Genomic DNA, 22262 nt, shown 5'->3' with positions numbered 1-22262 from the left:
GACACGCCTCCTGCAGCTCCCGACATGGATCGAGCCAGACTACAGCTACCGCATTCTGCGATCCGCGCTACCTGTACTCTGGGGTATGGGGGATGCGCGCGGACGCTGGAACAGCCATTCCCGCCCCATGGAACTTGCGCCGGGGCGGCGATGGCAACTCGCATCACCGGGTTCCCGTTCCCGGAGGAAGACAGTTCAACCCGGACTTGGTGTGGGCTGCGGCTTAGCCTACTCTGGCGATATTTCGCGCCGGCCGCAGGCATGGCTGCGCTGATATCGAGAATTCAGGGGAATTATGGGGAACAAGGGTACGATCCTGATTGCCGGCGGGGCCGGCTATATCGGGGCTCATTGCAGCAAGGCGGTTGCCGAGGCGGGTTTCACGCCGATCGTTTACGACAATCTGACGACGGGGCACCGTAGCTTCGTGAAATGGGGGCCGCTGGTGGTCGGCGACATCGCCGACAGCATCAAGGTGGCGAGCACCATCCGGCAATATGACGTGCGGGCCGTGATGCACTTCGCGGCCTGGAGCGCCGTCGGCGAGTCCGTGGCCGATCCGCAGAAATATTATCTCAACAATGTCGCGGGCACGCTCGGCCTGCTGCAGGGCATGCGCGAGGCCGGCTGTACGCGGCTGGTGTTCTCCTCCACGGGCGCGGTCTATGGCAATGCCGGACGTGAGCCGATCCCGGAGAGTGCGGCCGGGCCGACGGTCAATCCCTACGGCCGCTCGAAATTCATCATCGAGCAGATCCTGTCGGACTACCGCGCCGCCTACGGCTTCTCCGCCACGGCGCTGCGCTATTTCAACGCCTGCGGCGCCGACGCCTCAGGCGTGATCGGCGAACTGCGCGATCCCGAGACCCACCTCATCCCGCGCGCCCTGATGGCGATCCTCGGCCATGTCCCGGATTTCGCGATCTTCGGCACCGACTACGAGACGCCGGATGGCACCGCGGTGCGCGACTACATCCATGTCGACGACCTCGCCGCGGCCCATATCGCGGCGATCGGACGGCTGCTGGAGGGACACACTGGCGGCGCCTACAATCTCGGGACCGGCAGCGGCTATTCGGTGCGCGAGATCGTCGATGCGATCCGCCAGGAGACCGGCGAGCAGGTGCCGCTGGTCTATTGCGAGCGCCGCCCCGGCGATCCGCCGGTTCTGGTCGCCGATCCCCGGCGCGCCGAGCAGGAGCTCGGCTTCAAGGCGCGCCACTCCGACCTCGGCCATGTCATCCGATCGGCCTGGGCCTGGCACCAGAAGGCGCACCCGCGAATCGTCTGAGCAGGGGCGCCAGTCGAAGACACGCTACGCCGCCGCTGGCGGCGTATGCGCGTACTCGTCGATGAGGCTTTCCATGCGCTCGTCGTCGACCGACCAGTTGCCGATCTCGACGCTGTCACGGAAAAAATGGATGCTGTGCGCCGGTGAGCGGACGTTGTCGCCGCGAATCATCCGGAGCAGGTTTTGCGCCACGCGGCAGTGATCGCCGGGCAGCCTGAGGTCGAAGAATGCGTCGCCATAGCCCGGCAGCGGCGTGCCGGCCGAATCGCGAACTTCCATGCGCAACTGTGCCATGCTCGCATTCAACGACAGCAACGGTTTCCGCCCGGTAAATGCCGCCGCGGCGGAGATGATTCGCGACGCCGTCTACGGCGTGATCATCTCGCGTGAGACGCCGCGCGGCGCGGCGATCTCCTTCCAGGTGGAATTGGCGACATGCACAGGCGGGAACGCCGGCCGTTCGACATAGCGGCCGTCGCCGGCTTGCGCGCGCAGCTCGCCGTCACGCCAGGCGATCCGTCCGCGCGACACGGTGACGACCGGGCCGCCGGTGCAGGTGAAGCCCTCGAAGACGTTGTAGTCGATGCGGCTGACCTGGCGGGTCGCGCTGATCGTCTTGTGCATCGCCGGATCCCACACCACGAGATCGGCGTCGGAGCCGGCCATCACGGCGCCCTTGCGCGGGAAGATGTTGAGGATGCGCGCGATGTTCGCCGAGGTGACCGCGACGAACTCCTCCTTGGTCAGGCGTCCCGTTTCGACTCCCGCGGTCCACAGCAGCGGCATCCGGTCCTCCAGCCCGCCGGTGCCGTTCGGAATCCTGCGGAAGTCGCCGCGGCCGAGCCGCTTCTGCGCGAGCGTGAAGGCGCAATGGTCGGTCGCGACCACCTGCAGCGAGCCGGATTGCAGCCCGGCCCACAGGCTGTCCTGATGCGACCGGTCGCGGAACGGCGGCGACATCACGCAGGCCGCGGCCTGGTCCCAGTCCGCGGCGCGATACTCGCTGTCGTCGAGCAGCAGATGCTGGATCAGCGGCTCGCCATAGACGCGCTGGCCGGCGGCGCGGGCGCGCGCGATCGCCTCATGCGACTGGCGGCAGCTGGTGTGCACGACATAGAGCGGCGCACCGGTCATGTCGGCGATCATGATCGCGCGGCTCGTCGCCTCGCCCTCGACCTCCGGCGGCCGCGAGAAGGCGTGGCCCTCCGGCCCGTCGATGCCGCGCGCCAGCATCGCCTCCTGCAACCGCGCCACGACGTCGCCGTTCTCGGCATGGACCAGCGGCATCGCGCCGAGCGCGGCGCAACGCGCGAACGAGTTGTACAACTCGTCGTCGTTGACCATCAGCGCGCCCTTGTAGGCCATGAAATGCTTGAAGGTGTTGATGCCGTAGGTCTGGACCACGATCTCCATCTCGTCGAAAACCTGCTTCGACCAGGAGGTCACCGCCATGTGGAAACCGTAGTCGGCCGCCGCCTTTTCCGACTTGCGCCGCCAGTCCTGATAGGCCGCCAGCATCGACTGGCCGGGATCGGGGATGCAGAAGTCCACCACCATCGTGGTGCCGCCGGCGAGTCCGGCCTTGGTGCCCCATTCGAAATCGTCGGCCGACACGGTGCCCATGAAGCCGAGCTCGAGATGGGTGTGCGGATCGATCCCGCCAGGCAGCACGTAGCAGCCGTCGGCATCGATCACCTCGGCCGACAGCGGCGGCTCGATTGCAGTGCCCACCGCGAGAATGGTGCCGCCCTGGATCAGGACATCGGCGCGCCGGGAATGATCGTGGTTCACCACCGTGCCGCCGCGGATGAACAGTGACATCGCTTCGCCCCCGCACTTGTCATCGCCTGAGGCGGCATCCACCTGCCGCCACGGTCGAATCTAGCGCGGGCGCGTGAAACCGCCTGATCAAATTTTGACCAGAGCAGCGCCTTACCCAGGGCAGACGACGCGCAGCTGATGTCGTCAGTTGGTCACGGCGCGGCCGGCGACCGGGAGCTGCTTGGGGCGTGGTTTGACCGTCCTGCCGTTCAGGATCCGGCCGATGATAGTATTCCGCACCAGCAGGTGATAGCTCGCCAGCATGAGAGGAAGCGCGATCAGCAGAATGAGCGCGAACTTGACCGGCCATGGCCAATCGAGCTGCGAGACCAAAAGCTGCAGCGCCATCACGATGGGCATGTGGATGATGTAGAGCCAATAGGAGGCATCGGCGAGATAGCGCCGCGTATGGCTGAAGCCGGCCAGGAAGCGTAGCGCCAGGCCGATCGCGGCGAAGGTCGTGGTCCAGATCGCCAGCGCGTAGGCGATCGCGCCCGCGAGTCTGAGCGTGGCGAGATCGACCGGAGCACTCCAGACGCGGGTTGAGACCTGCATCACCGAGAACGCCAGCATGAAGCTGAGCGCGATCAGGATCGCGGCAGCGAGCGTGTTGGACAGCCAGCGTTGCTCCATGAGCCGCAGCAGCGCGATCTGCCGATGCAGCAGCCAGCCGACAGCTAAGGCACTGCCGAATCCGATCCAGGCCTGGCTGGGGGTGATCAGCGACTGGTCGGGCGTGCGCACGCCGATGAAGCCGATCCAGGTCGGATCGAGACTGAGCGCGATCAGGATCGGCAATGCCAGAATCGCGGGCGCGAGCCGGCTGTGCATGATCAGCGCGAACAGGCGGTCCAGCACCGCGCGCAGCCGTCCGTCGGCGTCGACCGCGAGCACGATCCACCGCAACAGCAGGGCCGCGGCGTACAGCTCGATCAGCATGTAGAGAAACCACAGATGCGTCAGCGGAAAGCGCGGCAGCACCGGCGGCCAGCCGCCCATGCCCGGCGTCGGCCCGCCGTTGGGAAAGTGGCTGGCCCACACCACCAGAGCGGCCATCGGCATCATCACGAGCGGCCAGGCGACCACCAGCGGCAGCGCGATCCGCAGCAGGCGGTCCTTGACGAACCCCGCCGCCCCGCGGCGGTGCAGGCTCATGCGGGCGAAGAAGCCGGCCATCAGGAAGAAGGTCGTCATCCGGAAGATGTGGATGACGAAGGTGACGACGCCGAGAACGGCACTCGTATGGGTGTCTTCGATGAACCAGAACCGGTGCGGGCCGAGCGGCAGGAACGACGTCGCCGCGTGCAGCACGATGCCGAGCAGCAGCGCATAGGCCCTGACCGCATCGAGCGCATGCAGCCGTTCGGAGGAGGGAGAGATGACGTTGGTCATGACGTTCTCAGGGAAAGAGGGACGGGGCCATTTCTGCGCCCGCGCGCCATGTCGCGTTGGCCGCATCCCGGATTCGGCCAGCCGAATTCTTCAATCACCTTGCCGAATTCTCAAAATCGGGTGGTGCCTCCGCGCCTCCTGCCAGCGCCTGGCGGCGGAATTCCGTCGGCGTCATGCCGGTCGCAGTCTTGAAGGCGCGGTTGAACGGCCCGATCGACTGGAATCCGGCGTCGATCGCGATGGTCAGCACCGGCACCTCGCGCTGGCTCGGATCTGCGAGCGCGGCCTTGGCGTCGTCGAGCCGGTAGCGGTTCAGGAAGGCGTTGAAGTTGCGATAGCCGAGGCCTTCGTTGATTGCCTGCCGCAGCCGATATTCCGGCACGTTGAGCTCGGCCGCGAGGCCTCCAATCGAGAGACCCTCCCTGCGATAGATGCGCTCCACCGTCATGAGCTGGTCGAGCCGGCGCAGCAGCAGGGGCGCCACGGCAGGGCGTTCGCCGGCGGTGATGTGCGTTCCCTGCGGCTCATCGGCGCCTGCAGCAGCCAGCATGGCGGGGCTCGGCAGCGCCGCCGCCGCGTTCGCTCCGAACAGAGTCCAGCTGGCGAGCATCGCAAGCGTGCACAGCGTCAGCGCGCTGATGAAGCTGCCGAGTCCGCCCGTATTGGCCGCCATGCCGAGCACCTGTCCGGGAATCGGCAGCAGCGCCGGCCCGGCGACGAAGATGATGAAACTGAGGTTCAGGACCAGCACGGCCATGCGCAGCAGCCGCCGCCGCGCGATCAGGTCGTCGCGCCAGGTGGTCACGGTCTGCATCAGCGCGAGCAGAGAAAACGCGACCGCCACCACGGACAGGCCCTTGGCGCAGATCTTGGTGACCACAGGCCACATCGGCCAGCTCAGGGACGCCGTGAAGCCGAGGATGATCACGGCAAGCCAGACCGCGCCGTGCCACGGCTTCAGCGCAAAGTCGTCATCGAAGGCGGCGCGCGCCCACAGCCAGAACACGACCGGTTGCGCCGAGAGGATCGGCAGGGTCCACCAGAAGGTCGAGACCGGAATGAAAGGTGCAGTGGCGACGGCGAAACCGGCGCCACCCGCGGACATCGCAAGGCCGAGCACGGCCTGGCAATTGCCCGGACGCAGCCTGATCAACACGAGGACCATCATCGTGAACAGTCCACTCGCCGCGCCGCGCAGTCCGAGATCGAACGCCGTGAGACCGATGTCTTGCACGTCTATCGCATTCCACTCTGAGCTGGGCGATCATGGCATATCGCCCTTGGGGCGAACAGTCCCAGGTGGCGCGCTGCCGAAGGCTGTTCGAGCAGAAAGAGAAGGATCATGAACTCTGGAGCGAAGGTGTTCGCCCTTGCCCTCACCGTGCTGTTGTCGATGCTCCGGCTGGCTCCGGCCGGTTTGGACGACTTCAAAGTCGAAGCAATCGAGGTCGTCGGTGAGCGGGACAAAGCCGATGTTGGTGTGATGGGCGATCGGCCGCGGCCGATGATCAGGGTGACGCTATCCTCCGATGTCGATCTGCGAGGTTATAAGAGGGCCGGCTTTCATGTTGGCGTACACGGCGGTGTCTGTCTCGAGGGAAGCTTTACCGCTGACGAAACCAAGAATTTGATGGGAGCGTATGTGTACGACGAATTTGGCAACATCGATGACGATCGGGACATTCCGTCATCGGGTGCGTCGGTCTACGCCTATCACTTCTATGTCGATGTTGCCTTCAAGAGGCTTTTTGAACCCATCCCCGGGCAGTCCCCGCCGTTTTCATGGGACTTGCGCAACAAGCCGGAAGACGTTTGCTTCGTCGTCCGGGGCGGCAACATGCTCGGGGGCGGTTTCGCGACGAACCGCATGATGATTGCCGGCGCGGACATCAGCGATGCAATTCTGCGCAGCGACCTCACCAAGGAAAGCGCAAGTGCCAAGAAATCTGGCGTTCGAGATCGTCGTCGGGGAGCAAAGATCCAGGCGCCCTGAACCGCTAAGCGTCATGCCGACAGCCGTGCTGCCGGTGCCCCGTGAGGTCGCCATGGGCTGTTCATCGAGCCGCGTTGTCCGCCGCCACCAGTCCCGTCACCATCGCTTTCACCATCGCCGCGATCTGCTGGCGCAGCAGCGCCAGCGGCACGGCGATCAGCTTCTGCTCGAGACCGAGCGCGACCATGCCGTGGACCGCCGAAAACAGACTGCGCGCGATCACGCTGATGTCGTCGAACGAGCGCTGCGGAAACAATGCCGCCAGCGGCTGGTGGATGTGACGGAAAAGATGCATCTGATCGGCGACGGCCCAGTCCGGCAGCGGCTTGTCGGGCGCCATGCGATGTTCGAACAGCGCGCGCCAGAGTTCGAGATTGTGGGCGGCGAAGTCGCAATAGGCCACCGCGATCCGCTCCAGCGCCGCCTCGGGGCCGGACGGGCCGGCGCTCTCGGCGGCCGACAGCTCTGCATCGAGCCGTGCCAAAGTGCGTGAGCCGACCATCAGCACCAGCTCGTCGACATCGGCGACGAGGTTGTAGACGGCGCCGTTGGCGACACCGATCTCCTGGGCGAGATCGCGCGTCTTGAGGCCCGCCAGCCCCCTCGTCTTGATCATCCGCTCGGCCGACTCGATTAGGGCATCGCGCTGTTTCGCACGTCTTTCCAGGGTTTTAGACATTGTTTACCAAAATCTTGAGCGACGCTCAAAATAATTCTTGAGCAACGCTCAGGTTTACGTTAGAAGAAATCACATGAGCGATGCTCATAACAGGGAGCTGACAATGTTCAAGACCGTTCTGACGCTGTTTCGGGGCACCGTCGCCGTCGCGGAGGAGGAGCTGCAGGACCGGACCGCGCTGGTGATCCTGGATCAGCAGATGCGCGATGCGGCCGCGGCCGTCGAGCGCAGCAAGCGCGCGCTGGCGCTCGCCATCGCGCAGGACCAGCAGGAGGGCAGGCGGCTGGAGGCCACCTTGGCCCGGATCACCGATCTCGAAGTGCGCGCCACCGCCGCGCTCTACGGCGGCCGCGAGGATCTGGCGCGGGAGGCCGCGCAGGCGATCGCAGGGCTCGAGGCCGAGCGCGATGCCGCCAAGACCGCGCGGGCGCTGTTCGCCACCGAGATCAGCCGGCTGAAGAAACACGTCGCCGGTGCTGAAGCCCGCATCGCCGAGCTCGATCGCGGCCGCCGCATCGCCCGCGCTTCGGAGGCCGTGCGCAACCTGCGTCGCGGCGGCATCGAGGCGGCGCGTCCCTACGAATGCACGCTGCCGGAAGCGGAGGCGACCTTGAAGCGGCTACGCGAGCGGCAGATGGAGGCGCAGGCCGCCGACGAGGCGCTGATGGAGCTCGACGCGGCCACAGGCCCGATCACCACGGCCGAGAAGCTCGCCGAGCAGGGATTCGGCCCGCGCATCAAGACCACCGCCGACGACGTGCTGGCGCGGCTGAAGGCCGGCCGCAACGTCCCGGCAAACTGATGTCCTTGAACGACCCATCTTAACGCATCCATCCAACTCATGTCACAGGAGCCGATCATGAACCAGAACGCCCAGCCCCACAGCGGTGCCTTCGTCACATTCTCCTACGTTTCGTTCGCTGCCTCCGCCTTCCTCGTTGCGATCGGCGTGTTCTTCATGCCGATCGATCTCTGGATGAAGGGCTATCTGACGATGGGCATCGTCATGCTGGTGCAGACCTGCGTCACCCTGACCAAGACGCTGCGCGACCGCCACGAGAGCAGCAAGCTCGTCAACCGCATCGAGGACGCCCGCGCCGAGCGCCTGCTGATGGAGGTGTCGAAGGCGGCGTGAGGCGTAGCCCTTCCTCCCTTCTCACTCCAAGAGAGGCCGGTGCGCGGGGTGGCCCCTCACCCCAACCCTCTCCCCGTGAAGAACGGGGAGAGGGAGCGCATCCGACCCGGAGCGACGAGGTTGCGCTCACAGCTGGCGTCAGCACGTTGGATTTTTCTCCGCGCAGGAATGTGGTCGATATAGCTGGCACTGATAGGCCAAGGCCAGCGCCACGGCGGCAGTCTGCTCCCTCTCCCCGTTCTTACGGGGAGAGGGTTGGGGTGAGGGGCAGCCACGCGGGCAGACTTTGCCGCGATGACCATCGTTCAAGCTGCGTTTACCGTGACAGAGGCTCCGCTGCGCGTCATGGCCATACATTAACGCGGCTCGGCCTATCAACGGCGGGCGGGCGGTCTGCCGATTCGCCGGGCGGATGAGGGGAATGAACGTCGTCGCAGCCGCAAGGCGTATTCGTGACAGCCTCGGCTTCTGGCTCACCGCGCTGGGCCAGGAGGCGATCGACCTGTCGCTGCGCACGCATGCGGATCTGCGTACGCGGATCGTCGAAAGTCCCGGCACGACCCTGGACGATGCGGCGCTGGCTGCCCTCGTCGCCGATCTCCGCGCCATCGCCGGCAAGACGCTGCCGGCAGGCGATCTCACCTACGGCATCTTCTCGGGACAACGCGAGGCGCTCGCGCGCGCGATCATCACGCTCGTCTCCGATGCCTCGACCGGCCGGCCCATCGCCTTCAACGCGCTGGCGGTGATGCAGGTCGCGCGCGACGGCGAGACGCAGGAGGTCATTCATCTCGGGCTCGTGATGGTCGATCCCGACGCGCGCGGCAAGGGACTGTCCGGCGTGCTCTACGGCCTGACCACGCTGCTGCTGTTCATCCGCGACGGTCTGCGGCCGAAATGGATCTCCAACGTCACGCAGGTGCCGGCGGTGGCCGGCATGGTCTGCGAGACCTTCTCCGACGTCTATCCCTCGCCGCAGCCGCAGGCGCGCGCGAGCTTCGCGCATCTCGAACTCGCGCGCGGCATCATGGCTGCGCATCGCGCTGTGTTCGGCGTCGGCCGCGAGGCCGGTTTCGACGAGACCCGCTTCGTCATTACCGATGCCTATACCGGCGGCTCGGATGCGCTGAAGAAGACCTATGACGAGGCGCCGAAGCATCGCGACGACGTCTACAACGGCTTCTGCGCGCGCGAGCTGGACTACGCCAGGGGCGATGACCTGCTGCAGCTCGGCCGCATCGATCTCGCCGCCGCCCGCCGCTATCTGCTGCGCGCAATTCCCTCGGGCTCGCTGCCGGCGCTGCTGGCAACCTCGGCCGTGCTGGCGCTGCAGCGGATGATCCTGCCGCTGCTGCATTGGCTCGATGACACAAGGCCGTTCGGCACCTTGCGCCCGCGCGTTCCGTCGAGCGAGGCCGCGCAATGATGCCGGGCGTCGTCGCCGACTCCGTCGTCAATCTCTGCGGCGCAATCGGCCTTGCCGTCGCCGCCGCGATGCTGCACCGGCGCGACCCCAGGGGGCCGCTGACCGCGCGGCTGGTCGCCTTGCTGGCGCTGGTCGCCACGCTGTTCCTGCTGCGCGGCCTCGCCTGGTGGACCGACAACGCCACGCTCGACCGCATCTCGCTGATCCCGGCGGCGCTGATCCCGCTCGGCGCGCTCGTCGTCACCGAGGGCCTGCTGCGCCGGCATGCGCATCGCGGACTGAAAACGGCCGCGCTGCTCGGCGGCGTCGTGCTCGCGCTGGCCGGAGCGCTCGGTCCGGTCGCGTTCGAGAACCACCATACGGCGGTGCTGTCGGCGTTTCAGCTCGCGGGCTTTGCGATCTGCGCCTGGCTGCTGCTCCGCCGCGACCGCGGCAACCTGCTTGCCTGGGAGAACCGCGCCATCGATCGCGTCGCCTCCGGCGCGCTGATCGTCATTCCCTTCATCGTCACCGATTTCCGCGTGCTCGCGCCGGACATGCCGGTGCGGCTCGGCGCGCTCGGCGCGCTGCTTGCGGTCACCGCGATCCTGATCGCGGGCGCCAGCGCCGAGGCGCAGCGCCAGGGCCTGTGGCTGACCTTGCTGCGACTCTCAGGCGCGGCCGTGCTCGGCGCCGCCGCAGCCGCGTTGTCGCCTGACGTCGATGTTGCGCAACTGACGCGCTTCTGCGCGGTGGCGATCGCGGGCGTGCTGACGATCGGCCTGTTGGGAGATGCGTTGCGCGCGATGCTCGAAGCGCGGCAGCCCGGCGTGCTCGATTCGATCGGCGCCGCCACCGCGGCGACGCGCGATGAGCTGATCGCCGAGCTCACCCGCCAGCCGATCTTCGAGAGCGCGCGACGCTATCGCGAGCCGGAGCTCGTCGCCTACGATCCGCCGCTGCTGCGCGACTTTCTCGCCTCCCGCCGCGTGCTGCGGCGGGCCGACGCCTCATGGGGCCTGGCAGCGAGCGACCCTTCCGTCGAGCGCATGGTCGCGCTGATGACGGCGCGGCATGCGACGCATGTGATCGTGCTGTCGCATCAGCCGGTCGATCTCATCGTGCTCGCGGTCTCCGTGATCGCGGCCGATCCGGCCACCGAAACCGCGCTCGCACTGGTCAGGCGCCTGCTGGTGCAGGCGCCTGAGGCGGCTACGCCCACATGTGATGATGGGCGTGCTGATGCTGCGACATGTCCACCTGGGGCAGGTCGATGACTGGCGCCTCCGGGACGGTCGTCGCGGCGCCGTGTGAGGACGCGGCGCCCGGCAGCATGATCACGTTCGCGGCCGGCTGGGCCATGATCTCCGCGAGCACGGCGGCCGCGCTGGCGTTGCCGCCGCCGGTCGTCGCCAGCACCTGCGCGACGGTGGTGCCGTTGACGTCATAGGCGCCGCCATTCACCGGGATGTTGTTGCCGCCGACATCGGCCGCGTTCTGGTGCATCTGGTCGGCGGCGGCCGCCACCAGCGCCTTGTTGCCGGTCTGGAAGCCTTCGAGGATCTTGGCGATCTCCGCGCCGAGCGTGCTCTGGTCGCCGAGCAACTCGTTGTCGAAGCGGGCCTGGAAGATGCCGCCCTGCGCCGCATCGAAATCGGTGACGTCCTTCTTGAACGTCATCAGGTCGGCGGTGACCTTGGCCATCGCGGCGGCGTCGCCGGCATTGACGGCTGCGATCGCGGCCTTGCCCAGCGCGTTCGACTGCGCGATGAACATGGCCCAGAAATCGGTCTGCGCCTGGTTGTCCTGATAGGCCGGCGTCGGATTGAGGAAGTCGCCGAACTGGGTCCAGCCGTTGAGGCCGTTCTGCTGCGCCATGTTGGCGAGGTTGGTGTCGCCGGCGACGATGTCGATGATATCGAGGAAGTCGTCGTTCAGCGCCCGGCCGATGTCGACATTCCCCGCCGCGCCGTTGATGTGGGTATTGACCAGCGCGAGCTGATCGATGATCGCGAGCGCGTGGACGCCGGTGAGTCCGCCGAACTGCAGCGGGTTGGCCGCGACCAGCGCGTTGAGGCCGGCGATCAGCGCGTCGACATCGTTCTGGATGAGTTCGACATTGCTGTCGTTGACCCCGCCGAGCAGCCGGTTGGCGGCATCGTTGAAAATCAGCCCGAGCTCGGCCAGCGTGCCCTTCGGCGCGGTCGCAGCCGTGACGCCGTCCGGCAGAAGCTGCGGCACCTGCAGGAAGCCGGTGGCGCCGTCGGCATTGGTGGTCTTGCCGGCCAGCGTCGGATCGTTGTTGACGACGTTGAGAATGTCGAGATGCGCGTTGCGCAGCGCGGTCTCTGCGGCGGCGATGCTGCCGAACGCGCCGCCGCCGGTCACCGAGGCCATCGCGGCATCCTGCGCGATCGTGATGTCGGCGAGGATCTTGTTGACGCTGGCGAGCGCCTGGCCGTTGAACTGGCCGGCCGCGACCATCGCCTTCAGCCCGTCCTGAATCACGGTGAGGTCGCCGGTGTAGTTGTAGATGCTGCCCAGCCCCTGGCCGCCTTCCTCGACCACGTTGCGCCACAGCCCGCCTTCCAGGAAGCGCGTCGCGTCGTTGAAGACGATGCCGAGGTCGGCAAAGCCGAGTGCCGGCGTCGGCGGCGTGGGGGTGGGCGGCGTTGGTGTCGGCGGAGTCGGAGTGGGAGGCGTGGGGCACGGCGGCGGCGCCGGCTGGCAATGATGATTGTGATGATGGTGGTGGTGATGGTTGTGATGATGATGATCGTGGTGACTGTCGTGATGGTGACGGTGATGGCGCGTCATGTCCGATGGTCTCCCCAATGCTGCGCCCCCCCCAACGCGTTCGCCGGCGCGCGATTTGCTGCGGCTGACGCGGGTGCGGCGATGGCGCCGATCTGACGCCTGCTTCGTGGCGGCTTCGCGCAGGGATTGTGGAATGCGTCTGCGTCAGATTGTCGTGCCGTGCGACCGATGCAACTGCGGCGTCTCATCGCTTGACGGCGAATGTCTCGCTGAGCGGTCGGGCGCGGTGCCCGCCGCGATTCAGCGAGTTGCGCACACATTCGACGCCGTCATTCGCGCGATGATGGCCGTTGCGGGAAGCCGATTGCGACGATCCGACGCGCCGGGAACCGGCACGTCGCCGTGTGGTGACGACGCGCCACAGCCGCGGCGTGACCGGATCATGGCGATGTCTTCAGGAACGTCGCAAATGCGTCGGCATAGTCCGCATGCCAGCGTGACAGCGGCGGCCGGTTCTCGACGATGTCGCCGGCGGCCCACAGGATGCGCCGCTCGTCGAGCGAACGCGGCACGTCATTGTCGGGACACAGCACGTAGAAGTCACCGGCGGAGACGCGCTCCAGCATGAAATCGACGGTCTGCTCCGGCGTCCATGCGCCGGCGGGCTTCTCGACGCGGCCATTGGCGGTGAGCGGCGTGAACACGAAGCCGGGAATGAACAGATGCGCCGTCACCTGGCAGTCCGGCGTGTTGCGCAACTCGTGCTGCAGCGCCTCGGTGAACGCCTTCACGCCGGCCTTGGAGACGTTGTAGGCGGGATCGCCGGGCGGCGTCGTGATGCCCTGCTTGGAGCCGGTGTTGATGATGAGAGCGGGCTTGCCTTGTGCGATCATGTTGGGCGCGAACATTTGCGAGCCGTGGATGATGCCCCACAGGTTGACGCCGAGAATGCGCTGCCAATTGTCCTCCGGCCCGAACATCTTGCTGCCCGGCTGGATGCCGGCATTGTTCATCAGCACGTCGACGCGGCCGAAGCGCGCGCGCACCGCCGCCTCCAGCGCGGCCACGCTGTCGCGGCTGCTTACATCTGTCTTGGCGGTCATCACCGCGGCCTCGCCGCGTGTCGCGGCGGCGCCGACCTTGGCGGCCGCCTCGTTCAGCCGGGCTTCGTCGACATCGGCGATGCAGACGTTCAGGCCGCGCTCGGCGAAGCGGATGGCGGCGGCGAGGCCGATGCCGGAGGCGCCTCCGGTGACGACGGCGGTGTGATCGGCTGACAGAGCAGGGTGGGGCACGGCGTATTTCTCCGGCTGGACGAGAAAACATCTGTCTATGACGTCCGGACGCGGCCGCAAGATCATCCGGCGCGCGGCATGACAGGTCTTCGCGGCTGCAACGCGAGCGATGGCCCGCGGTTGCACGGCGTCCGTTTTCGGCATGGAGGATCTGCTCATGCGGAGGTCGCGCCGACATTGCCACCGTCATGTTTTGCGAACAAGATGACCTCAACCGACAACATAACGACATTCTCTGGGGGAGAAATGCTGCCTGCGCTGTTTTCGCCGCTGACGATCGGTCCATATCATCTCAAGCATCGCGTCGTGATGGCACCCTTGACGCGCATGCGCGCCGCCAGGGAGACGCTCGCGCCGCGCCCGCTCAACGTCGAATATTATGCGCAGCGCGCGACCCCGGGCGGCCTCATCATCGCCGAGGCCTCGCCGGTGCTGCCGACCGGCACCGGCAGCCCGAACGTGCCCGGCATCTATAGCGATGCGCAGGTCGCCGGCTGGAAGCAGGTCGTCGACGCCGTCCACGCCAAGGGCGGGGTCATCTTCCTGCAGCTCTGGCACGTCGGCCGCGTGTCGCATTCGTCGTTCCAGCCGGGCGGCGCGCTGCCGGTGGCGCCGTCGGCGATCGCGATCGGCGACGATCTCAAGGCGATGACGGCGGAAGGGAAGGGCGCCGCCTATGAGACGCCGCGCGCGCTGGAGACCGACGAGATTCCGGCTCTCGTCGCGGCCTATGGCCAGGCCGCGCGCAACGCGATGGCGGCCGGATTCGACGGCGTCGAGGTGCACGGCGCCAATGGCTATCTGATCGAGCAGTTCCTGCAGACCCGCAGCAACCAGCGCACCGACCGCTATGGCGGCTCCATCGAGAACCGCTGCCGCTTCCTGCTGGAAGTCACCGAGGCCGTGATCGCGGCCTGCGGCGCCGACAAGGTCGGCGTGCGGCTGTCGCCCTATGGCATCGCCAACGGCTCCGGCGAGGCCGAGCCGATGCCACTCTACACCTATGCGATCGAAGCGCTGAACAGGCTCGGCATCGCCTATCTGCACCTGATCGAGCCGCGCTCCTCCGGCGCCGGCCGCGCCGACGTCAATTGGCAGAACGTGCCGTCGGCGATTGCGCTGTTCCGTCCGGTCTGGAAGGGCGTGCTGATCGGCGCCGGCGGCTTCACCGGCCAGCCGGCGGAGGCCGCCGTGGCCGGCGGCCAGGCCGATGCCATCGCCTTCGGCCGCTACTTTATCAGTAATCCGGACCTGCCGGCCCGCCTGCAGCACGGCTGGCCGCTGACGCCGTACAACCGCCCGACCTTCTATGGCGGCGAGGAGAAGGGCTACACGGATTATCCGGCGTATGACGCGACGGTGAACGCGTAGCGCCGGCGCTCTCTCCACCGTCATTGCGAGGAGCGAAGCGACGAAGCAATCCAGAGTCGCGCGCGCCGCCCCTGGATTGCTTCGCTCCGCTCGCAATGACGGGGAAAGAGCTTGCACTCAGACTGAGGCTGCGTTGCTCGGAGGACACCTGATGAAAAACCGCACCACCGGACGCTCGGCCTTTCTCGCGCTGCTCAAGGACGAGGGCATCACGCATCTGTTCGGCAATCCCGGCACCACCGAGCTGCCGGTCATGCACGCGCTGAAGGATCATCCCGATCTGACCTACGTCATGGCGATGCAGGAGAGCCTGGTGGTGGCGATCGCCGACGGCTTCAGCCGCGCCTCGGGACGGCTTGTCGCCTGCAACGTCCATGTCGCGCCCGGCCTCGGCAATGCGATGGGATCGCTCTACAACGCGCAGTTCACGGGCACGCCGATGATCCTGACCGCCGGCCAGCAGGAGCAGGGTCACGGCCTGATGGAGCCGCTGCTTTATGGTCCGCTGGTGCGCATGGCCGAGCCGCTGGTGAAATGGGCGGTGGAGGTGACGCGTCTGGAAGACCTGCCGCGCATCGTCAGGCGGGCCGCGAAGGTTGCAGCCACGCCGCCGACCGGCCCGGTGTTCATCTCGCTGCCCGGCGACATCCTCAACGCGGAAGCCGGCATCGAGCTCGGCCGCTCGACCCGTGTCGATGCGCGCGTGCAGCCCTCTGCCGACGCGCTGCGGGCGCTCGCGCAGCGTATCCTCAAATCGCAGCGGCCGGTGATCATCACCGGTGACGAGATCGTCAAGAGCGATGCGCTGCAGGCCGCTGCCGATTTCGCCTCTGCGCTGGGCGCGCCCGTGCATCAGCAGTCCGCGCCCTATGGCTCGCATTTCCTCTCCGAGCATCCCTGCTACATCGGCTCGCTGTCGCGCGCCCAGAAACAGGTGCGCGATCTGCTCGCGCCGCATGATCTCCTGATCGTGCTCGGCGCCGACCCCTTGCGGATGTCCGTGCACAGCGAGATCGAGCCGCTGCCCGATGGCCTGCCGATCATCCAGATCGGCCTGGTCGATTGGGAGCTGGGCAAGAACTTCGGCGCGGAGATCGCGCTTAAGGCTGATGTCCGCGAAACACTTCTCCAGTTGACGCCGCTGCTGCGCGAGCTTGGCGGCGGGCCGCTACAGGCCGCGGCACAGGCGCGCATCGCGGAGCTGTCGTCGAAGAACTGGAGCGCGCGGCGCCAAACGCTCACGGCGCAGATCGAGACGGCCCGCGACAAGACGCCGATCGATCCCGATTATCTGGCGCTGCAGGTCGCCCAGGCAATGCCCGAGCACGGCATCCTGGTCGACGAAGGCCTCACCTCGGCGCGCTACATGACGGCGCTGTGGCCGTATCGCGACCGCTACAATTATCACGGCCTCGCCTCCGGCGGCATCGGCTGGGGCCTGCCGGCCTCGGTCGGCGTCAGCCTCGCCAATCCCGACCGTCCCGTGGTGTGCTACTCCGGCGACGGCAGCGCGATGTACTCGATCCAGGCGCTGTGGACCGCCGCCCACCACAAGCTGCCGCTGTCGGTCGTCATCGTCAACAATGGCGGCTACCGCATCATCAAGCAGCGCCTGCTGTCGTTCCACGGCGACGACAACTACATCGGCATGGACTTCGTCGATCCCCAGGTGGACTTCGCCGGGCTGGCACGGTCGCTCGGCTGCGAGGCGCTGCGCGTTAGCGATCCGCGCGAGCTGAAGCCCGTGTTGTCGGAGGCCTTCCGGCGCCCCGGCACCAAGCTGATCGAGGTGATGGTCAGCAATGCGGTGAATTGAGAGCGCCGTGGTTCCTCCGATGAGTTCGTCGATCGCGGGAGGAGCGGGCTGACGGATCGGTTTGGTGAGAGCTCCTCGCGCCATAACGGCCTCGGAGTTTCTCCTCATGGTGAGGAGCGCCGCTCGCGGCGCGTCTCGAACCATGAGGCCCGAGTAGTGGCCTCGCCCTTCGAGACGCCCGCCTGCGGCGGGCTCCTCAGGGTGAGGAGCAGAAGTCGTGCTTGAGGCTCACGGGAAGAATTTACTTTACGAATACCCGAATATATGCTTTATTTCCGAAATCCCGCCTCGATACGGAGGGGCGCATCGCGATCGTCACGACACGCGAGGTGGGGTGCGACGGCTGTCGGCATGCCGCAGCGTGGGGAAGCCCGCGCGGACGAACGGCATCTGGCGGACGCAAAGGCGTGTGGTCCTGGCACCCCGACGCTGGTGCCAAGTCGCGGGCGATGATCCCGCCGACGACGGTGGCTATCAAGCCGGACACCGGGGAGAGCGCGCTATACGCGTGAAAACCGTCGCGCGGGGAATGCCGGATGACCGGCTGAACCTGTGGTGACTGCCGCCTGCTACTCTTTCTGCAGGCGGGCCATGGGTTGCGGCCAGCACCCGGCATTCCCCGCGCCCTTCGTCTCGTGAGGGCGTTCACGGCGACAAGCTCGGGTGCGCGATTCGCACCGCGAGAACAAGGGCGCGTGTGCCCGTCGTTCATGTCCCTCAGGCGCCCGCCGCTCGGTTCCGAATTTCGAGACCGGCTGAATGTTCACTGAATTCAAACCCAGCCCCTTCCGCTTCTGCCGCGATCCCGATATGACGCCGCCTTCGTTGTGACTGGAAAAGCGCCATGACCAGGATTGATGCAATCGCCCGTGCCCGTCAGAGCCTGACCAGCGGTGACTTCCTGGCCGAGCTCGGTCGCAGGGTCGCCTACCGCACCGAGAGCCTCAATCCCGAGCGCAAGGACGAACTGGCGTCCTATCTCACCGACGAGCTGACGCCGTCCTTCGCCGCGCTCGGATTCACCTCCGAGATCGTGCCGTCGCCGAGCGGCCGCTCGCCGTTTTTGATCGCCACCTATCATGAGAGCGACAGCGCCCCGACGGTGCTGAGCTACGGCCACGGCGACACGGTCGACGGCATGACCGGCGAATGGCGCGATGGCCGCGATCCCTGGGTGGTCACTCCCGACGGCAACCGGCTCTATGGCCGCGGCACCGCCGACAACAAGGGCCAGCACAGCATCAACATGGCGGCGCTGCGCGCGGTGCGCGACGCCCGCGGCGGCAAGCTCGGCTTCAACGCCAAGTTCATCATCGAGATGGGCGAGGAGATCGGCTCGCCGGATCTTGCCAAGGTGGCCGACCTCAAGCGCGACACCTTGAAAGCCGACGTCTTCATCGGCTCCGACGGCCCGCGGCTGTCGACCGCGCGGCCCACCATCTTTCTTGGCTGCCGCGGCGGCATCCGGCTGCATCTCGACGTCAATCTGCGCGAGGGCGGCAATCACTCCGGCAATTGGGGCGGCGTGCTCGCCAATCCAGCCACCATCCTCGCCAACGCCATCGCCACCTTGGTGGATGGTCAAGGCCGCATCAAGCTGGACTCGCTGAAGCCGCCGCGCCTCACCAACGCGATCCGTGCCATCCTGGCCGACGTGAAGGTCGAGCCGACCGCCGACGAGCCGGCGCTGTCGGACAATTGGGGCGAGGACGGACTCACTCCGGCGGAGCGGCTCTATGCCTGGAACACGCTCGAAGTGCTGGCGATCTCCTCGGGCAATATCGACAAGCCGGCGAACGCGATTCCCGGCCGCGCCCGCGCCGTGCTGCAACTGCGCTTCGTGGTCGGCACCAAGGTCGACACCATCGTTGAGGATGTGAAGGCCCATCTCGTCGCGCACGGCTTCCCGATGATCGAGGTCAGCATGACGCAAGGCTTCGCGGCTTCGCGGGCCGACATCGACAGCCCCTGGATCACATGGGCGGCGGACTCGATCAAGATGAGCACCGGCAAGGCGCCCGCCGTGCTGCCGAACTTCGGCGGCTCGCTGCCGAATGACGTGTTTGCCGACGTGCTGAAGATGCCGACCATGTGGGTCCCGCACTCCTATCCCGGCTGCTCGCAGCACGCGCCGGATGAGCACATTCTTGTGGACGTCACGGAGGAGGCGCTGGGTCTGATGGCCGGGCTGTTCTGGGATCTGGGTGAGTTGCGGAAGCCGTTGTGAGTTGGGAGCTTGGATGAGCCACGCATCTCGCGGCAGCGACGGTCTCAACCTCGCCCCGCTTGCGGGGAGAGGTCGGATTGCATCGAAGATGCAATCCGGGTGAGGGGGGCTTTCCGCACGGTCGGTGGGTGTGGTTGCCCCTCACCCCAGCCCTCTCCCCGTGAAGGACGGGGAGAGGGAGCGCACCGCGATCGTGGAAGCAGCGTCGCTTTTGAAGTCATGAGGTCCGCTACGGATGGGAACCGAAGCATGATGAGCAGAAGCAGTACCCGCTTCAGACTTTCGTCGCGTCGCACGACCGCCGCGGCCCTCGTAGTTTACCATCCCGGCGTTCGGCGCTGCACTCTCAGGCCGAATCTCTTGTCGAACGGGGCGCTGGACAGGCAATTTGTCGCAAGCGTCCGAGAACTTGCCGCCGCGGGGCGGTCTATGGTGCCCGCGCTCGTCCGGCCGGAGATCATCCGAGGCCGGGCGGGACGATTTTGAGTTGGCTCAGGTTTATGCAAGCATCCGGCACTCAGCCGGATTGAGGAGATACAGATGAAGCAGCTTCGCCTATTTGGTCTGGCCTTTGCCGCCGCGCTCTGCGCCGGCCAGGCGCAGGCCGAGGACCTGACGGGGACCCTGAAGAACATCAAGGAGACCGGCGCCATCACCCTCGGCGTTCGCGATTCCTCGATTCCGTTCTCCTATCTCGACGACAGCCAGAAGCCGATCGGCTTCGCCATCGACATCTGCATGGGCATCGTCGATGCCGTGAAGAAGGAGCTCAAGCTCGACAAGCTCGAGGTCAAGCTCAACCCGGTGACGTCGTCGACCCGCATCCCGCTGCTCGCCAACGGCACCATCGATCTGGAGTGCGGCTCGACGACCAACAATGCCGAGCGCCAGAAGCAGATCTCCTTCACCAACACCCACTTCCTGACGGCGAGCCGCTACGTCACGAAGAAGGCGAGCAACATCACCAAGATCGATGATCTGAAGGGCAAGACGGTCGTGTCGACCGCCGGCACCACCAACATCAAGCAGCTCATCGAAGCCAATGCCGCGCGCAGCCTCGGCATCAACATCATCCCGGCCAAGGATCACGCCGAGGCCTTCTTGATGGTCGAGACCGACCGCGCCGTGGCCTTCGTGATGGACGACATCCTGCTCGCCAGCCTCGTCGCCGGCTCCAAGGATCCGGCCGCCTATGTCGTCTCCAGCGACGCGTTCTCCAAGCCGGAGCCCTACGGCATCATGCTGCGCAAGGACGATCCGCAGTTCAAGAAGGTCGTCGATGCCGCCACCGCCAAGATCTACACCAGCGGCGAGGGCGCCAAGCTGTATGACAAGTGGTTCATGCAGAAGATCCCGCCGAAGGGCCTCAACCTGAACACCCCGATCTCCGCCGAGCTGAAGGCCGAATTCGCCAAGCCGTCGGATTCGCCGGACCCGGAATCGTACAAGCCGTAAGCTGAAGTCGCAGCTCTCGCCGCGATGGCGGTGCGCTCCCCTCCCCCTTGCGGGGAGGGGTCGGGGGTGGGGGTCCCAGCAAAGACTGCTCGTGTGGACCCCCCACCCCACCCCTCCCCCGCAAGGGGGGAGGGAGCGCAGCGTCGCTTGTGGCGACGTCCCGTGATCCGACTGTGAGCTAATCCCTCAGGACACCCCCGTGAACTACACCTGGAACTGGCACATCTTCCTGGAGCCGAACCCGACCGGGGCCGGCACCTATTTCGACATGCTGCTGGCGGGGCTGAAGGTCACGATCGTGACCTCGCTGTCGGCCTGGGTGATCGCGCTGATCTTCGGCACGATCGTCGGCATCCTGCGCTCGCTGCCGTCGAAGCTCGCGACCTGGATCGGCTTTCTCTACGTCGAATTCTTCCGCAACATGCCGCTGCTGGTGCAGCTGTTCCTGTGGTTCTTCGTGCTGCCGGAGCTGCTGCCGCGCGCCGCGGGGCTGTGGCTGAAGCAGATGCCGAATGCGCCGTTCTACACGGCCGCCGTCGGCATCGGCCTGTTCATGTCGGCGCGCGTCGCCGTGCAGCTCGCGGCTGGCATCGGCTCGCTGCCGCGCGGCCAGAAGATGGCGGCGACCGCGCTCGGCCTCACCACCTTGCAGGTCTACCGCTATGTGCTGCTGCCGATGGCCTTCCGCATCATCCTGCCGCCGCTGACGTCCGAATTCCTCAACACCGTCAAGAACAGCGCGGTCGCGATCACCATCGGCCTGATCGAGCTGACCGGCGCGGCCCGCGCGATGCAGGAATTCTCGTTCCAGGTGTTCGAGGCGTTCAGCGCCGCGACCCTGATGTATCTCGTCATCAACATCATCGTCGTGATCGGCATGCGGCTCCTGGAGCGCGCGGTGGCGATTCCTGGCTACATCACGGGCAAATGAGATGCTGGCCAATTTCGACTTCGACGTCATCCGCCGCTCGCTGAGCTACCTCTTCATCGACGGCATGACCTTCACACTGACGCTGACCGTGCTGTCGGCGACCGGTGGTCTCATCTTCGGCACCCTGATCGCGCTGATGCGGTTGTCCGGCTATCGCGTGATGGGCTGGATCGCCGGGCTCTATGTCGACTTCATGCGCTCGCTGCCGCTGGTGCTCGTGATCTTCTGGTTCTACTTCCTGGTCCCCTATATCGGGCAGTGGCTGACCGGCTCGTCGCGGCCGATCAAGGTCGGCGCCTTCGCCTCGTCGCTGATCACCTTCATCATGTTCGAGGCGGCGTACTTCTCCGAGATCATGCGCGCCGGCATCCAGTCGATCTCGCGGGGACAGCCGGCCGCGGCTTCGGCACTGGGCCTGACCTACGCGCAGACCATGCGCTACGTCGTGCTGCCGCAGGCGTTCCGCAACATGCTGCCGGTGCTGCTGACCCAGACCATCGTGCTGTTCCAGGACACCTCGCTGGTCTACGTGCTCTCGATCCCGGACTTCCTCGGCGCCGCGTCGAAGGTCGCGCAGCGCGACGGCCGCCTGGTCGAGATGTACCTGTTCGCAGCCCTGGTCTACTTCACCATCTCCTGCATCGCGTCCTACGGCGTCCGCCGCCTGCAGTCGCGCATCGCCATCATCAGGTAG

Annotated in this window: 19 protein-coding genes; 12 read left to right on the top strand and 7 right to left on the bottom strand. The window is 66.4% G+C overall.

What is annotated here, in order from left to right:
• Positions 1 to 295: 295 nt before the first annotated feature.
• On the top strand, positions 296 to 1291 hold the full coding sequence (gene galE / locus ACQR1L_RS30000; RefSeq protein ID WP_434861524.1) for a UDP-glucose 4-epimerase GalE: 996 nt from the start codon (positions 296 to 298) through the stop codon (positions 1289 to 1291).
• Between the two features lie 24 nt (positions 1292 to 1315).
• On the opposite strand, the gene ACQR1L_RS29995 is transcribed toward galE, so the two are convergent.
• From ACQR1L_RS29995 to ACQR1L_RS29980, 4 genes are all read right to left on the bottom strand, one after another.
• Positions 1316 to 1585 (bottom strand): hypothetical protein, encoded by a 270-nt coding sequence (locus ACQR1L_RS29995; RefSeq protein WP_434861523.1) that lies wholly within the window; start codon positions 1583 to 1585, stop codon positions 1316 to 1318.
• 72 nt (positions 1586 to 1657) lie between these two features.
• The gene (gene hydA, locus ACQR1L_RS29990) at positions 1658 to 3112 is read right to left on the bottom strand and encodes a dihydropyrimidinase (protein WP_434861522.1); all 1455 of its coding nucleotides are present in this window, start codon (positions 3110 to 3112) and stop codon (positions 1658 to 1660) included.
• Positions 3113 to 3256: 144 nt separating this feature from the next.
• Positions 3257 to 4504: an acyltransferase family protein gene (locus tag ACQR1L_RS29985; protein WP_434861521.1), complete on the bottom strand. Its 1248-nt coding sequence runs from the start codon at positions 4502 to 4504 to the stop codon at positions 3257 to 3259.
• Between the two features lie 94 nt (positions 4505 to 4598).
• The gene (locus ACQR1L_RS29980) at positions 4599 to 5738 is read right to left on the bottom strand and encodes a helix-turn-helix domain-containing protein (protein WP_434861520.1); all 1140 of its coding nucleotides are present in this window, start codon (positions 5736 to 5738) and stop codon (positions 4599 to 4601) included.
• 108 nt (positions 5739 to 5846) lie between these two features.
• On the opposite strand from ACQR1L_RS29980, the gene ACQR1L_RS29975 reads away from it, so the two are divergent.
• The gene (locus ACQR1L_RS29975) at positions 5847 to 6497 is read left to right on the top strand and encodes a hypothetical protein (RefSeq protein WP_434861519.1); all 651 of its coding nucleotides are present in this window, start codon (positions 5847 to 5849) and stop codon (positions 6495 to 6497) included.
• A gap of 61 nt (positions 6498 to 6558) precedes the next feature.
• On the opposite strand, the gene ACQR1L_RS29970 is transcribed toward ACQR1L_RS29975, so the two are convergent.
• Complete coding sequence (locus tag ACQR1L_RS29970) at positions 6559 to 7176, bottom strand: TetR/AcrR family transcriptional regulator (protein WP_434861518.1); 618 nt, start codon at positions 7174 to 7176, stop codon at positions 6559 to 6561.
• A 103-nt stretch (positions 7177 to 7279) separates the two neighbouring features.
• Between ACQR1L_RS29970 and ACQR1L_RS29965 the strand changes: the two genes are divergently transcribed.
• The 4 genes from ACQR1L_RS29965 to ACQR1L_RS29950 all read left to right on the top strand — a co-directional run bounded on the left by ACQR1L_RS29965 (position 7280) and on the right by ACQR1L_RS29950 (position 10993).
• Positions 7280 to 7978 carry a PspA/IM30 family protein gene (locus ACQR1L_RS29965; protein ID WP_434861517.1) on the top strand — a complete coding sequence of 233 codons (699 nt, stop codon included), beginning with the start codon at positions 7280 to 7282 and terminating at the stop codon, positions 7976 to 7978.
• Positions 7979 to 8035: 57 nt separating this feature from the next.
• Entirely contained in the window at positions 8036 to 8311 is a 276-nt protein-coding gene (locus ACQR1L_RS29960; protein ID WP_009029394.1) for a YiaA/YiaB family inner membrane protein, read from the top strand.
• Positions 8312 to 8732: 421 nt separating this feature from the next.
• A complete protein-coding gene (locus tag ACQR1L_RS29955; protein WP_434861516.1) occupies positions 8733 to 9737 on the top strand; it encodes a hypothetical protein in 1005 nt (334 codons plus the stop codon).
• On the top strand, positions 9737 to 10993 hold the full coding sequence (locus ACQR1L_RS29950; protein ID WP_434861613.1) for a hypothetical protein: 1257 nt from the start codon (positions 9737 to 9739) through the stop codon (positions 10991 to 10993). Before ACQR1L_RS29955 ends, ACQR1L_RS29950 begins: the two co-directional genes overlap by 1 nt.
• Here ACQR1L_RS29950 and ACQR1L_RS29945 read toward each other — a convergent pair.
• Together ACQR1L_RS29945 and ACQR1L_RS29940 are read right to left on the bottom strand one after the other, a co-directional pair.
• Positions 10929 to 12533 carry a hypothetical protein gene (locus tag ACQR1L_RS29945; protein WP_434861515.1) on the bottom strand — a complete coding sequence of 535 codons (1605 nt, stop codon included), beginning with the start codon at positions 12531 to 12533 and terminating at the stop codon, positions 10929 to 10931. The genes ACQR1L_RS29950 and ACQR1L_RS29945 overlap by 65 nt on opposite strands.
• Positions 12534 to 12913: 380 nt before the next feature.
• The gene (locus ACQR1L_RS29940) at positions 12914 to 13768 is read right to left on the bottom strand and encodes an SDR family NAD(P)-dependent oxidoreductase (RefSeq protein WP_434861514.1); all 855 of its coding nucleotides are present in this window, start codon (positions 13766 to 13768) and stop codon (positions 12914 to 12916) included.
• A gap of 246 nt (positions 13769 to 14014) precedes the next feature.
• Between ACQR1L_RS29940 and ACQR1L_RS29935 the strand changes: the two genes are divergently transcribed.
• From ACQR1L_RS29935 to ACQR1L_RS29910, 6 genes are all read left to right on the top strand, one after another.
• Positions 14015 to 15139: an alkene reductase gene (locus ACQR1L_RS29935; protein ID WP_434861513.1), complete on the top strand. Its 1125-nt coding sequence runs from the start codon at positions 14015 to 14017 to the stop codon at positions 15137 to 15139.
• A gap of 151 nt (positions 15140 to 15290) precedes the next feature.
• Positions 15291 to 16955, top strand: a complete 1665-nt coding sequence (locus ACQR1L_RS29930) for a thiamine pyrophosphate-binding protein (protein ID WP_434861512.1) — start codon at positions 15291 to 15293, stop codon at positions 16953 to 16955.
• 844 nt (positions 16956 to 17799) lie between these two features.
• Positions 17800 to 19182 (top strand): M20 family metallopeptidase, encoded by a 1383-nt coding sequence (locus tag ACQR1L_RS29925; RefSeq protein ID WP_434861511.1) that lies wholly within the window; start codon positions 17800 to 17802, stop codon positions 19180 to 19182.
• Between the two features lie 540 nt (positions 19183 to 19722).
• The gene (locus tag ACQR1L_RS29920) at positions 19723 to 20637 is read left to right on the top strand and encodes an amino acid ABC transporter substrate-binding protein (protein ID WP_434861510.1); all 915 of its coding nucleotides are present in this window, start codon (positions 19723 to 19725) and stop codon (positions 20635 to 20637) included.
• Between the two features lie 199 nt (positions 20638 to 20836).
• On the top strand, positions 20837 to 21568 hold the full coding sequence (locus ACQR1L_RS29915) for an amino acid ABC transporter permease (protein ID WP_006612549.1): 732 nt from the start codon (positions 20837 to 20839) through the stop codon (positions 21566 to 21568).
• Position 21569: 1 nt separating this feature from the next.
• Positions 21570 to 22262 (top strand): amino acid ABC transporter permease, encoded by a 693-nt coding sequence (locus ACQR1L_RS29910; RefSeq protein ID WP_434861509.1) that lies wholly within the window; start codon positions 21570 to 21572, stop codon positions 22260 to 22262.

It is taken from the genome of Bradyrhizobium sp. HKCCYLR20261 (genome assembly GCF_051168435.1).
Taxonomy (GTDB): Bacteria; Pseudomonadota; Alphaproteobacteria; order Rhizobiales; family Xanthobacteraceae; genus Bradyrhizobium.
Note: the sequence above shows the minus strand (reverse complement) of the source record. Positions and strands in the feature narration are given on the sequence as shown.

Coding starts and splice junctions, on each gene's coding strand:
- ACQR1L_RS29930 (WP_434861512.1), top strand. CDS start 15,291: ATGAAAAACCGCACCACCGGACGCTCGGCCTTTCTCGCGCTGCTCAAG.
- ACQR1L_RS29985 (WP_434861521.1), bottom strand. CDS start 4,504: ATGACCAACGTCATCTCTCCCTCCTCCGAACGGCTGCATGCGCTCGAT.
- ACQR1L_RS29965 (WP_434861517.1), top strand. CDS start 7,280: ATGTTCAAGACCGTTCTGACGCTGTTTCGGGGCACCGTCGCCGTCGCG.
- ACQR1L_RS29950 (WP_434861613.1), top strand. CDS start 9,737: ATGCCGGGCGTCGTCGCCGACTCCGTCGTCAATCTCTGCGGCGCAATC.
- ACQR1L_RS29920 (WP_434861510.1), top strand. CDS start 19,723: ATGAAGCAGCTTCGCCTATTTGGTCTGGCCTTTGCCGCCGCGCTCTGC.
- ACQR1L_RS29955 (WP_434861516.1), top strand. CDS start 8,733: ATGAACGTCGTCGCAGCCGCAAGGCGTATTCGTGACAGCCTCGGCTTC.
- ACQR1L_RS29945 (WP_434861515.1), bottom strand. CDS start 12,533: ATGACGCGCCATCACCGTCACCATCACGACAGTCACCACGATCATCAT.
- hydA (WP_434861522.1), bottom strand. CDS start 3,112: ATGTCACTGTTCATCCGCGGCGGCACGGTGGTGAACCACGATCATTCC.
- ACQR1L_RS29995 (WP_434861523.1), bottom strand. CDS start 1,585: ATGGCACAGTTGCGCATGGAAGTTCGCGATTCGGCCGGCACGCCGCTG.
- ACQR1L_RS29960 (WP_009029394.1), top strand. CDS start 8,036: ATGAACCAGAACGCCCAGCCCCACAGCGGTGCCTTCGTCACATTCTCC.
- ACQR1L_RS29925 (WP_434861511.1), top strand. CDS start 17,800: ATGACCAGGATTGATGCAATCGCCCGTGCCCGTCAGAGCCTGACCAGC.
- ACQR1L_RS29975 (WP_434861519.1), top strand. CDS start 5,847: ATGAACTCTGGAGCGAAGGTGTTCGCCCTTGCCCTCACCGTGCTGTTG.
- galE (WP_434861524.1), top strand. CDS start 296: ATGGGGAACAAGGGTACGATCCTGATTGCCGGCGGGGCCGGCTATATC.
- ACQR1L_RS29970 (WP_434861518.1), bottom strand. CDS start 7,176: ATGTCTAAAACCCTGGAAAGACGTGCGAAACAGCGCGATGCCCTAATC.
- ACQR1L_RS29935 (WP_434861513.1), top strand. CDS start 14,015: ATGCTGCCTGCGCTGTTTTCGCCGCTGACGATCGGTCCATATCATCTC.
- ACQR1L_RS29910 (WP_434861509.1), top strand. CDS start 21,570: ATGCTGGCCAATTTCGACTTCGACGTCATCCGCCGCTCGCTGAGCTAC.